The organism is Streptomyces albireticuli, assembly GCF_021228125.1.
In the GTDB taxonomy this organism is placed as follows: domain Bacteria; phylum Actinomycetota; class Actinomycetes; order Streptomycetales; family Streptomycetaceae; genus Streptomyces; species Streptomyces albireticuli.
This window is the reverse complement of record NZ_JAJQQS010000010.1, coordinates 180,337-192,835: the sequence shown is the minus strand read 5'-3', so window position 1 is coordinate 192,835 and position 12,499 is coordinate 180,337. Positions and strand designations below refer to the sequence as shown.

Genomic DNA, 12,499 nt, shown 5'->3' with positions numbered 1-12,499 from the left:
GTCACCGCCCCCCGGGGGAGCCGGCGTTGCCGGTCCCGATCAGTTCCGCGACGGTCCTGGCCACGTGTTCCACGTACGGTTCCTCCATGATCGTGAGATGGTCGCCGGGCACGTCGACGACGCGGAGCAGTCCGTTGGTCATGTCGCGCCAGCCGTTGGTCCGGTCCTGGTGGCGGCTGCCGGCGGCGCCGTGCATGGCGGTGAGGACCTCCGGCAGCGGCTGCTTCGCCCGGACGAGCGTGAGGTCCTGGTCCTGGACGTCCGGCCGGTAGTCCAGGGTCGCCCGCCAGTTGGCCCGGTAGACGCCGAAGAGGCGGCGGATGACGGCTCCGGAGCTGCCCGCGGGCAGGACGCCCGCGTCGGTCGCCAGCCGGGCGATGAAGTCGAACTTCTCCTCCAGGGAGACCAGTTCGTCCGGGATGTGCTCCATCGGGGAGTCGCCTCCGCGTTCCAGCAGGAGCAGCTCCCAGAAGAACCACCGCAGCAGCGCGTCGTCGTCGTGCCGGGCACGCGCCCCGCGGTCCAGGGCGGTGGTGTCCAGCAGCACCAGGTGGGACACTTCCTCGCCCGCCGCCCTCAGCTGCCGGGCGATCTCGAAGGCGACGAAGCCGCCGAAAGACCATCCGCCGACGGCGTACGGGCCCTTGGGCCGCACCTCGCGCAGTGCGGCGACGTAGCGGGCCGCGATCTCCTCGACGGTGCGCAGCGGGGTGGTGCCGGGGTCCGCGCCGGCCGCCTGGAGGGCGTACAGCGGCTGGTCGTCGGGCAGGTGCCGGGCGAAGGGGACGTAGCACAGGACGTTGCCGCCCATGGGGTGGACCATGAACAGCGGGCGGCGGGTGCCCTCCGGGCGGATGGGCACCACGGGGTCGTACGCGGCGACCGCGTCGCCCTCGCGCAGCCGCGCCGCGAGCGCGGCCACGGTCGGCGCGGCCACGAACCCGGACAGCGGGATGCCGACGCCGTAGCGCTGCTCGATCCGGACGACGAGCCGCATGGCGGTGAGCGAGGTGCCGCCGAGGTCGAAGAGGCTGTCGCGCACGCCGACGGAGGGCAGCCCCAGCAGGTCCGCGAACATCTCGGCGAGCGCGCGCTCGTGGGCGTCGCGCGGCTCGGCGTAGGTCCCGGTGGCACCGGCGGCGGTGGTGAGCGGGATGCGGCGCAGCGCGGCGTCGTCGCGCTTGCCGCTGGGGGTCAGGGGAAGCGACGTCACCCACTGGAGGTGCGCGGGGACCATGTGGTCGGGAAGCGTGGCGCGCAGGTGTTCGCGGGCGCCGGCCAGGTCGGCGTCCGTGCCCTCGCCGACGAGGAAGGCCGCGAGGAAGGAGTCGCCGTCGTCGCGCCGCCGTGCCACGACGGCCGCGTCGCGCAGGGCCGGGTACCGGGCGGCGAGCCCGGTGAGGGCGAGCTCCACCTCCGCGGTCTCGACGCGGAATCCGCGCACCTTGACCTGGGAATCGGCCCGCCCGGCGTACGCGATCGTCCCGTCCGGCAGCACCAGGCCGAGGTCGCCGGTGTCGTAGAGGCGTCGCTCCGCGCAGGCGAAGGGGTGCGGGACGAAGCGCTCCTTGGTCAGGTCCGGGCGGCCCTCGTAGCCGTCGGCCAGGCAGGCGCCGCCGAGGTGGATCACGCCGCGCGCCCCGGCGGGCACCGGGCGCATCCGGTCGTCCAGCACATGCGCCTCGGCCCCGGCCACGGGGCGGCCTATCGGCGGCAGGGCGGGGAACGCGGCCGGGTCCCCGGTCATGGTGAAGGCGGTGGCGACATGCGTCTCGGTCGGCCCGTACTGGTTCTCCAGGACGGCGCCGGGCAACGCGGCGCACAGCCCGCGGATCTCCTGGGTGACGCGCAGTTGTTCGCCGGAGGAGACCAGCACCCGCAGGGCGCGGGGGACGACGCCCAGGGCGGCCGAGGTCTCGGCCAGCTGCTGGAGCGCGACGTAGGGGAGGAAGACCCGCTCGACGCCCTCGCGGTCCAGGAGCCGCAGCAGGCGGGGCATGTCGCGCCGTTCGGCGTCGCCCACCAGGTGCAGGGTGCCGCCGGAGCACAGGGTGGAGAAGATCTCCTGGAAGGAGACGTCGAAGCTCAGCGGCGCGTACTGGAGGGTCGACCCGCCCGCGGCGCCGCTCGCGGTCCCGTTCTGCCAGGCGACGAGGGCGGCCAGGGAGCGGTGCGGCATCGTCACGCCCTTGGGCGTGCCGGTGGAACCGGAGGTGAACAGGACGTAGGCGGCGCTGCCGGCGTCGACCGGCGGCGCGTCCGCGAACGGTTCCGCGAAGGACGGCGGCCCCTCGGTCAGGTGCTCGGCGGGCAGGACCAGCGAGGGGTCGCCGGCGAGGTGGGCGTACGGGGCGTGGGCGACGACCCGGAAGGGCCGCGCCGCCCGCAGCATCGCGGCCAGCCGCCCGGCCGGGTAGCCGACGTCCAGCGGCACCACCGCGCATCCGGCGCCCAGCACGCCCAGCAGCACGGCGATCATCTCGGGCGACCGGTCCATCGCGATGCCGATCCGGGCCCCGGGCCGGGCCCCGAGCGCGCGCAGCCGGTCCGCCACATGGCCGGCGGCCTCGGCCAGCCGCCCGTAGCTCCACCGCTCCTCACCCTTGACCAGCGCGGTCGCCAGCGGGGCGCGGGCGGCCCGCTCCGTGAAGAGTCCGACGACGGTGGGGTGGGCCACGGCCTTCGCGAGGACCGGCCGGTCGGCGAGGAAGGCGAAGTCGGGCTCGGCGTGCGGTTCCTCCAGCAGCTTGCGCAGGACCCGGAGGAACGCCCGGGCGTAGAGCTCGGCGCGTTCGGCGGAGAACGTCTCGCCGTCACCGTCGATCCTCAGCCGTACGCGTCCGCCGTCGGGGTCGGTGACCGCGTTCACCAGGAGCCGGAAGTTGGTCTCCTCCCAGGTGCGGAAGGCCCTCAGGCGCACGCCGGGCAGGCCCAGGACCTCGGCGAGCTGGTGGAAGCGCACGTAGTTGAAGGCGGTGTCCAGGACGGGGCCGCCGTGGTCCTCCTGGACGGCGCTCAGCGGGTAGCGGCGGTGGGCGTGCCCCTCCTGCTCCTGCCGGAAGGCCTCCCGCACCACGTCCAGCAGGCTGACCCGGCCGGTGTCCAGGCGCAGGGGCACCGTGTTCAGGAAGAGCCCGGCGACGCGTTCGGCGTGGGCGAGCTCGGGCCGTCCGTGGGTGACCAGCCCGGTGGTCACGTCGTGGGTGCCGGCGAACACGGCGAGCGTCAGGCAGTGCGTGGCGAACAGCACCGACTTCACGGGCAGTCCGTGCTCGGCGGCGAACGCCCGGGCCCGGGCGGCCAGCTCGTCGGGCAGGTCGGCGGAGTGCGTCACGGGACCGCCGCCGGTGTGCGGGCGGTGCGGGCGGAACGCCTCGATCTGGAGGGGTTCGTGGCCGGCCAGCTTCTCCCGCCAGTAGCGCCGCGCCTCCCCGGAGCCCAGGGCCGCCCGCTCCTCCCGTACGTGCGCCGCCGCCGGGGGGAGCGGAGCGGCGTCGGCGGGGCCTATGCCCAGGCCGAGGCCGTGCGCGTAGTCCTGGAGGAGCTCCTGGAGGAGGTTGGCCACGCTGCCGCCGTCGAGGAGCGCGTGGTGGAAGCTGAGGACCAGGTCGACCGTCCCGGGCCGGACGTGGGCCCGGAAGAGGTACAGCGGCGCCCGGCCGAAGTCGTAGGCGTGGCGTCGGCGTTCCTCGACGTGGGCGAGGACCTCGGCGTCGGCGGCGGCCGGGTCGAGGGGGCGCAGGTCCACGACGTCCAGGCCGCCGTCCACCCGGGGGCGTACGACCTGGAGCGGCTCGGAGCAGCCCGCCAGGTCGAAGCCGGAGCGCAGCGCCGGGTGCCGGGCCGCGAGCCGGGCGAACGACCGGCGGAACCGCTCCTCGTCCCACGGGAGTTCGAGGCTGTACAGGAACACGTCCTTGTACATGGCCGAGGACTCGTCCCGGCGGCTGTGGTAGAGCAGGCCGAGCTGGAGCCGACTGAGCGGCCAGGCGTCCTCGGCGCCTTCCAGCCGGGCCCGGTCGATCTTCGATACGAGCCCGAAGGGCGGCGGGGCGGCCTCGCCCTCAGGGGCCACCGCGCTCCCGGCGCGGGCGGCGAGTCCGGCGACCGTGGGGTTCCTGACGAGGTCGGTGAGCGAGAAGCGCAGCCCCCGCGCCTCGGCCTCGGCGCGCACCTTGAGCATCAGGATCGAGTCGCCGCCGAGGGCGAAGTAGTCGTCGTGGACGCCGACGTCCCCGACGCCCAGCACCTGGGCCCAGACCTCGACCAGGACCGCTTCGGCGTGGTTCCGCGCCTCCTGGCGCGCGGCCGCGCGCGGGGTGTCGTCCGGCTCGGGGAGCGCGCGGCGGTCGGCCTTGCCGTTGGGGGTCAGCGGCACGGCGTCGATGCGGACGAAGTGGGCCGGGACCATGAACGCGGGCAGGTCCCGCCCGAGCCGGTCCCGCAGCGACTCCGGGGCGATGACCGCGTCGGCCACGTAATAGCCGGTGAGGTAGGTGCCACGGGCCTCGGTGGTGCGGTCGACGACGAGGGCGTCACGGACGCCGGGCACCGCGCGCAGCGCGGCCGCCACCTCGCCGGGCTCGACCCGGTTGCCCCGGATCTTCACCTGGCCGTCGATGCGCCCGAGGTACTCCAGGGTGCCGTCCGCCAGCCGACGGGCGAGGTCGCCGGTGCGGTACATCCGGCCGCCCGGGACGAACGGGTCCCGGCGGAACCTCTCGGCGGTCAGTTCCGGCCGGTCCAGGTACCCCCGGGCGACACCGGCCCCGCCGACGCACAGCTCACCCGCGACGCCGGCCGGCTGCGGCAGGCCCGCCTCGTCCAGCACGTACAGCCGGGTGTTGTCGATCGGCCGGCCGATGGGCACCCGTGTCACGGCCCCTTCGCGGGGACAGTCGTGGTACGAGACGTCGACGGTGGCCTCGGTCGGGCCGTAGAGGTTCACCAGCCGCACGGGGGAGCCGGTGCCGAAGACGCGGTTGAACTGCTCCACGCGCGCGGCGGGCAGGGCCTCGCCGCTGGCGAAGACGTAGCGCAGGGAGTCCAGGTCCCGCGCGGCCTCCGGGGTCTCCTGGAGCAGGTCGAGGAAGGGGCCCAGCATGGAGGGCACGAAGTGGACGACGCTGACCCGCCGCTCGCGGACGGTCCGCAGGATCTCCCTCGGGTCCCGCTCGCCGCCGGGCGGCAGCAGCGCCACGCCCGCGCCCTCGATCGCCCACCAGAACAGCTCCCACACCGAGACGTCGAAGGAGACCGGGGTCTTCTGCAGCAGGACGTCGTCCGGCCCGAGCGGATAGCGGCCCTGCATCCACGCCAGGCGGTTGACGACGCTGTGGTGCTCCACCATCACGCCCTTGGGGCGGCCGGTCGAGCCGGAGGTGTAGATGACGTAGGCCAGGTCGCGGGAGGTGGCGAGCGGCGCGAGCGGGGCGCCGTCCGCGCGCAGCAGGTCCTCGACCCGGCGGACGGCCGTGCCCTCGGAGACCTCCGGGGCGGGCGCGTCGCCGTCCACGATCACCACCTTGGCGCGGCTGTCCGCGAGCAGGAACCGTACGCGCTCGGCCGGGTAGCCGCGGTCCACCGGTACATAGGCGCCACCGGACTTCAGTGTGCCCAGCAGGGCCACGAGCAGCAGCGGCCCGCGCCCGGTCATCACGGCGACCCGGTCGTCCGGGCCGACGCCCTCGGCGCGCAGGGCGCGGGCGACGCGGTTGGCCCGCTCGTCGAGCTCGGCGTAGGTCAGGGTCTCCCCGGCGGCGCCGGTGACGGCCGTCGCGCCGGGGATCCGGGCGGCCCGGGCCTCGAACAGGCCGTGCAGGGTTGCCTCGTCCGGGTACGGCACTCGGGGGCCGTGGGAGCGGACGGTGGTGAGGTCGGCGAACTCGTCGGCCTCCAGCATCGGCACGGTGGACACGGGCTCGTCCAGCATGTCCACGCCGTTGCGCAGGAGCGTCGTGAGGTGGCGGGCGACCGACTCGACGGGCAGGTCGTCGTCGAAGACGTCGCGGGCGTAGTCCAGGTCGACGTGGATGCCGGCGGTGTCGTCGAAGGCGGAGACGTAGACGCCGAGGGCGTCCTGTTCGTGGGAGGGCGCCATCAGGGCCGTACGCCGCTCGATCCCGGACGGCGCGGCCGGCCGGGGCCAGCGCATGTAGGAGAGCGTCACGTCGAACAGCCGCCGGGGGCCGTCGGGGGAGGCGGGCAGCTCGCGGAGGACGTCGCCGAGCGGCAGCCGCTGGTGCCGCTGGAGCGCGCGGGTCGCGTCCTGGGCGCCGGCGACCAGCTCGCGCACCGTACGTCCGCCGCCCGCGGGGATCCGCAGCGGCAGGGTGTTGGCGAACTGGCCGAGGACGTCCCGCCAGGGGCCCGCGCGGTTGAGGAGGGGAACGCCGAGCACGGCCTCCTCGGCGCGGTGCAGGCGCGTCAGGTACGTGCCGAGCAGGGCGGCGATGTACGCGAACGGGGAGAGGCCGGCGGCGCGCACCTTCCCGGCGAGGGTGCCGTCGACGACGAACGACTGGCGGCCGCGCGCCGATCCGCCCGCCGCGCGGGCGAAGAGGGCCGGCGTCACACCGGTGAGGGACTCCCGGTGGAAGGCGCGGTCCCGGCCGGCGTCCGGGCCGGCGCGGTAGGCGGCCTCCTCGTCGAGGACCGCGAGGTAGGAGGTCGCGGGGGAGTCGCTCACACCGCCCGCCGTCGTCCGCGCGTAGTCGTCGAGGATCTCGCCGCCGAGCCGGTGGAAGGTCCAGCCGTCGGTGACGAGGTGGTGCGCCTTGACGTGCAGGTGGGTGACGCCGGGACCTTCGGTGAGCAGCGTGGCCCGGACGAGCGGGCCGTCGGCGGGCGGCAGGGCCTCGGTCAGCGCGCGCCGCAGCCACGCGGCGCACGCCGCGCCGGGGTCGGGCTCCTGGCCGAAGTCGATCCTGTCCACGCGGACGCCCTCGGGCCCGGCCCACTGGAAGGGGGTCCCCGCGCGCTCGCCGAACCGCAGCCGAAACGTTTCGTGGCGCTGTAACGCGCGCTCCGCGCACCCGGCTAACCGGTCGCGGTCGACACTGCCCCGCAGGCGCTCGTGGAGGACGCAGTTGAACTGCGGCGAGTCCGGGTTCTGCGCGCTCGCGGCCCAGACGTCCCGTTGGTAGGCCGTCAGGGGGCGCTGTACATGACTGGTCATGTGGCTCTGCTTTCGACGGTGGACCGCTCGGGTCGTCGGCGGTCCCTTTCTTGATCGACATGATGCCTACTCGTGAGTAGTGGTTTGGTCATCGTGAGTAACGGACGGGCAAAGCAAGACGGAAATCCGCCAACGGTCGTAAGTGCCCATGGGCGGCGTATACCGGACACCGGCCGAGTGCCGTGATCTTCCGCGGGGGCCTCGGTCGGGGGAGTCCGAGGGGTGCCGGATGTCCGGAACGCCGCACCCGGCGGGGGCGCTGAGGAGCCGTCTGCCCCCGGAAAGATGGCGGAATCAAGGAATCCGTGGTTCCGGGGCGAGTGGCGGCGACGCGGGGAGCGCGCGGCAGGGTGCCGGGACGGAGCGGCGCGGCACGGTAGCAGCGTCCGGGGCGCGACAGCACCACTTCGGCGGAGGTTTGTCAGGGGCCGCGAACGCCCGTCCGCGCCGCGCCACCGGGGGCTAGCGTCCGTGGGCATTCCGGCAGGCGCGTTGAAGAAGCCGCGGACGCCGTATGTGCCGCGAAAGCCGCACAAGTCGAAGAGACCGCAGAAACCGCAGAAACCGCAGAAATCAAAGAAGCCGAAGAAGCCGAAGAAGGTGCCATGCGATCCGTTCGATTCCCCCGCTACGCGCGCTCCCCGGGCCTGCCGCGCTCGTTCTCCCAGCGGGCCCTCGGCACCGGGCTCATCGTCTTCTCCCTGGCGGCCACGCTCCTGGCGCTGCTGATCCCGGTCCACCTCTTCGGCGGCGCCGCGCCCGCCGCGGCCGACGCCCGCACCACCTGGAGCGACGACGGCCGGGGGACCACCGCCACCCCCTCCGGGCCGCTGACGCCGCTGGACCGGGACTTCGTCCGCAGGGTCCGGCTCGCCGGGCTGTGGGAGAAGCCCGCGGGCGGACTCGCCCAGGAGCGCGGCACCAAGGACGCGGTACGGATGGCCGGCGACCACCTCGTCGACGGCCACACCGAACTGGACCGGCGCTCCATCGAGGTGGCCCGCGCCCTGGACGTGGCCCTGCCGGAGCGGCCCGATGCCGACCAGCGCGGCTGGCTCGACCAGCTGCGCGCCGCCCGGGGGAGCACCTTCGAGCGGCTGTTCGCCAACCTCGTGCGCGCCGCCCACGGCAAGGTGTTCGCGCTGGTGGCGCTCGTCCGCGACCGCACCGGCAACGCCATGGTGCGGGCACTGGCGACCCGCGCCAACACGGTCGTCCTCGACCACATCACCGTCCTGGAGAACACCGGACTCGTCGACTTCCCCCACCCCGGCAACGACGAAAAGAAGTGACCCCACATGATGCGACAGGCCCACAAACGCTCGCAGCTGAGGACCCGGGCGGTGGTGGCCGCCGCGGCCCTGCTGCTCGGCGGCGGCGGAACGGCGGTGATCGCCCAGCACGCCTCCGCCGGCGCCTCCCGCGACACCGGCGGACAGGACACCGGGCGGACCTCCCCCGGCGCGGGCGGCGCTGCCGCCACCGGGGCGACGACCCTCGCCTGCCCCGACGTGGGCGACAAGCTCCGCGACGTCCCCGCGCCCGCACGGATCGCGGTCTCCCGGGGGCTCTCCGAACTCGACGCCCAAGTCGCCCGAGCCTACGAGCGGATAACGGCCGGTCAGGACGGGGCGGCGGCGCCCGGCGCCGTGCTCGACGAGCTGAAGGCGAAGCGCGCCGGGACCATAGGCCGGATCAACGACTCCCTCAAGACGGACGGCGCGAACCCGGGCCCCGCCGCAGTGGAACCGGCGGCGCTCAGCGGCTGCCGCGCCCGGCAGGTCGGCACCGCCGCCGTGGACGACTCCTCCCGCGACCTCGCCCCCCGGCTCGGAGCGCGGGGCAGGCCCGGCGGCCCCTCCCGCGCCGACTTCGCCGACATCAGGACCGCCCCGCGGCGAAACGGACAGAGCACCCGCCCCGGAGGCTCCACCGGCACGTTCACCTCCGTGTGCGGCCGCAACGAGAACGGCCACTTCAACCCCGACAACGTCATCGTCACCCCGGGCGTGCGCAACGGCGCCCACCACCTGCACGACTATGTGGGCAACAAATCCACGGACGCCTTCTCCACCGACGCGAGTCTCGCGGCCGCCGGAACGACCTGCGTCAACGGGGACAAGTCCAGCCACTACTGGCCCGTACTGCGCGTCCTGGACGGAAAAGCGGCACCGGACGCGAATGCCCCGGGCGGCGGACACGACGGGAACATGGGAACCGTGCTCCGGCCCACGTCCGTGACCCTGCAATTCAAGGGCAGCCCGGTCTCGAAGGTGACCGCCATGCCGCGCTTCCTCCGCATCATCACCGGGGACGCCAAGGCGCTCACCAACGGAGTGGCCAACGCGAATGCCTCATGGAGCTGCGAGGGCTTCGAGAACCGGCAGCTCAAGGACAAATACCCGATCTGCCCGAAGGGCGCCGACGTCGTCCGCACCTTCGCCTTCCAGAACTGCTGGGACGGCCGGAACACCGACAGCGCCAACCACCGCACCCACGTCGCCTTCGCCCGCCCGGACGGCTCCTGCCCGCGCGGCTTCCGGGCCGTCCCGCAGCTGGTGCAGCGCATCACCTACGACGTCCCGGCGGGCGTGCCGTTCGCCGTGGACAGCTTCCCCGAGCAGTTGCACAAGCCGGTCACGGACCACGGCGACTTCATCAACGTGATGTCCGAGCGCCTGATGTCCGAGGCGACGTCCTGCGTCAACGGCGGCCGCACCTGCTGACGGGAGACCGCGTCCCCGCCGCGTGACACCGGCTCCCCACGGACCCCCGGCCCGGGTGCTCCCCCCACGCATGCCACCCGGGCCGGGAAGGCGGCGGCTTCCGACAGCCGGGTCGGGGGCCGCCGCGCCACGCTCCTCACAGCCCGTTGACGCGGGCCCTCCCGGCCGGACCCAGCGGATGGACCGCCGCGCCGAGGGCCCGCGCGGCACCCGGCGCCCGCGACCGCGACTGCCGGGTACGGGACAGCAGTCGCCGGCCGCGCAGCGCCAGCTCCAGCTCGAAGCGCGTGCGCGGCTCGCGCATCGCCGGACCGAAGAGCTTCTCGATCTGACGGAGCCGGTAGCGCACCGTCTGCGGGTGCACCTTCAGGGTCCGCGCCGCCTCCGGCGCCCCGCCGCTCTCCAGCCAGGCCAGCAGCGTCACCTCCAGCCGCTCGCTCTGCCGCGGCGTCAGATCGTCCAGCGGGCGCAGCCACCGCGCCGAGAGGGCCCGCGCCAGCGACTCGTCCTGGAGCATCAGCAGGTCGGAGAGGTGGTCGTCGACGCACACCACCCGTTCCGCCGGGCCGCCCACGGCCGCGGCGACGGTCAGCAGCCGGCGCGCCCAGCGCAGCGAGGCGGCGGCCTCCGCGACCGGCACCGAGTGACCGACGGCCGCCACCCGGCCGCCCAGCGCCGTCTCCAGCGCGGCGCGCCCCGGCAGGCCCGGGTCCGGGACCAGCAGGCACAGGTCCGCCTCGACGGTGCCGGGCAGGCCCTGGCCGAGGGCCGCCACGAGCGCGGGCGCCAACGGGGGCACCAGCTGTGGGCCGGGCTGGGGAGCCGCCTGGGACGACGGGTGCGGCAGCGGGTGCGGCGAGGGGTGCGAGGGCGGGTGCGGTGACGGGTGCGGTGACGGGTGCGAGGGCGGATGTGGTGACGGGTGCGACGGGTTCGGTGACGGGTGGGACGGCAGCGCCTCTCCGGGGCTGCCGAGGACGACGGCGCGCACCCGGCGGGGGAGCGGCCAGCCGGCCAGGCCCGCCAGCTCGGCCAGGACCTCACCCGGTACGTGCCGGTCGTCGGCGAGCGCGGCGAACAGGGCCTGCCGGGCCCGGGTGGCGGGCATGGCGGTGACCACCCGCGCCGGTTTTCGCAGCGGTCGCGCGCCCGCCCCCGGCGGTATGCGCCCGGGGCCCGCCACCGGCGCCTGACCCAGCCCCAGCGTGCGCAGCAGCGCCTGTTCCACGGCGGCCCGCGTCGCCTCCGTACCGATGCGCTGTGACACCGCCGAGAACGCGGGCGTGCTGCGCTGGAGCTCCTCCACCACCGTGGCGGCGACCTCAGGGAGTTCCTTTCTCAGGCCCCGGATCCACTCACCGCGCGGTCGCGACCAGATGCGGTTCAGCATTTCGCACATCGTCTACCTCCGGACTTCCGTACCGGGCGGGAGGGCCGGGAAAGCCGTCGGCGGCCTCTCGCCTGAGTGGGCATCATCCGCAGCCGACCACTGCCGTGGGGACAGCCGGGCGTGAATTTGTCACAGCGCGATAAACCTTATGAAGTTCCGGTGAAGTTGGGCGATGCTTCCGCACATTCAACCGCCGGGCCATGAGTGCCCGGCCGGTCACATCGAGTGAATTCGACGATCGCCCGGCCGGCGGACACCGCCGACGCGCGCGATTTCCGGATTTCTCAGGAACACGGACGGTCGCCGGAACCCCTGCCGGCCGCCCGTCGGAGACCCAGATGCACAAGTCGCGAACGCAAACACTCCTGTCCCGCCCGCGAACCGGCCACCGGATGCGTACCGGAATCCGCCGCCGGGCCGTACGACCGCGGCCGCCGGGCCGCTCGCCGGCCCGCCCCACGGCCCGGCCGCCGGCCGAGCCGCCCGCCAAACCCTCGCCCCGGCCGAGGGCCCTGCCGCAGTCCCGGCCCTCCGCGCGCCCCGCCCTGCCGGCGGCGATCCTGCTGTTCCTCGCCGTCGCCGCACGTTCCGGCGTCGCCGAACGGGCCCGGGAATTCCTCGACTTCGGCGCGGGCGTACTCGCGCTCGTCTCGCTCACCTCCACCGTGCTGTGGGGGCTGGCCGCGACCGACCGACGGCTGCTGGGCTCGGCCCACCGGCTCCTCGCCCAGGGCGTGCACCGCGGACTGGCCGTGGCCGGGCTCGGATTTCTCGCCCTGCACGTGTGGGTGAAGATTGCCGAGGACCGTACCAGTACGACGGCCGCCGCCGTCCCGTTCACCGACTCCGGGCACCCCCTGCTCATCGGACTCGGTACGCTCGCCGGTTACCTCTTCGTCGCCGTCGCGGTCACCGGCGCGGTCCGCAGCGCCTTCTCCGGCGTCGGCCGCTCCGGCCGGTGGCGGGCCCTGCACATGGCGGCCTACCCGGCCTGGGGCGCCGCCCTGGTGCACGGACTCCACGCCGGCCGCCCCGCGGCCGGCTGGGCGACGGCCGGGTACGCGCTGTGCGTGGGCGGGGTCGGCGCCGCCCTCACCCTGCGGTGGCGGTCCCGGCCGCGCGAGGCGCGCGGAGCACGGCGGTGAACCGGGCCGTCCCCACCCTCGCCACCGTCGGACCACCCCGGCTGCTGGCCGGGCTCGACGA

5 protein-coding genes are annotated in these 12,499 nt (G+C 74.7%); 3 read left to right on the top strand and 2 right to left on the bottom strand.

Going from position 1 to position 12,499, the window contains the following annotated elements:
* Position 1: 1 nt before the first annotated feature.
* The gene (locus LUZ64_RS19930; RefSeq protein ID WP_095583076.1) at positions 2–7,177 is read right to left on the bottom strand and encodes a non-ribosomal peptide synthetase; all 7,176 of its coding nucleotides are present in this window, start codon (positions 7,175–7,177) and stop codon (positions 2–4) included.
* 605 nt (positions 7,178–7,782) lie between these two features.
* Between LUZ64_RS19930 and LUZ64_RS19925 the strand changes: the two genes are divergently transcribed.
* Together LUZ64_RS19925 and LUZ64_RS19920 are read left to right on the top strand one after the other, a co-directional pair.
* Positions 7,783–8,469, top strand: coding sequence for a DUF4142 domain-containing protein (locus LUZ64_RS19925; RefSeq protein ID WP_095583077.1), 687 nt, complete (start codon positions 7,783–7,785; stop codon positions 8,467–8,469).
* Positions 8,470–8,475: 6 nt separating this feature from the next.
* On the top strand, positions 8,476–9,903 hold the full coding sequence (locus LUZ64_RS19920) for a DUF1996 domain-containing protein (RefSeq protein WP_095583078.1): 1,428 nt from the start codon (positions 8,476–8,478) through the stop codon (positions 9,901–9,903).
* A 136-nt stretch (positions 9,904–10,039) separates the two neighbouring features.
* Here LUZ64_RS19920 and LUZ64_RS19915 read toward each other — a convergent pair whose 3' ends face one another.
* Entirely contained in the window at positions 10,040–11,293 is a 1,254-nt protein-coding gene (locus tag LUZ64_RS19915; RefSeq protein WP_308251772.1) for a PucR family transcriptional regulator, read from the bottom strand.
* A gap of 392 nt (positions 11,294–11,685) precedes the next feature.
* Here LUZ64_RS19915 and LUZ64_RS19910 point away from each other — a divergent pair, with 392 nt between their 5' ends.
* Positions 11,686–12,438 (top strand): hypothetical protein, encoded by a 753-nt coding sequence (locus tag LUZ64_RS19910; RefSeq protein ID WP_232398644.1) that lies wholly within the window; start codon positions 11,686–11,688, stop codon positions 12,436–12,438.
* The last annotated feature ends 61 nt before the right edge of the window (positions 12,439–12,499 follow it).

Excerpts from the sequence above, each read along its gene's own strand:
- LUZ64_RS19930 (WP_095583076.1), bottom strand. The coding sequence starts at position 7,177 with ATGACCAGTCATGTACAGCGCCCCCTGACGGCCTACCAACGGGACGTC.
- LUZ64_RS19925 (WP_095583077.1), top strand. The coding sequence starts at position 7,783 with ATGCGATCCGTTCGATTCCCCCGCTACGCGCGCTCCCCGGGCCTGCCG.
- LUZ64_RS19920 (WP_095583078.1), top strand. The coding sequence starts at position 8,476 with ATGATGCGACAGGCCCACAAACGCTCGCAGCTGAGGACCCGGGCGGTG.
- LUZ64_RS19915 (WP_308251772.1), bottom strand. The coding sequence starts at position 11,293 with ATGCTGAACCGCATCTGGTCGCGACCGCGCGGTGAGTGGATCCGGGGC.
- LUZ64_RS19910 (WP_232398644.1), top strand. The coding sequence starts at position 11,686 with ATGCGTACCGGAATCCGCCGCCGGGCCGTACGACCGCGGCCGCCGGGC.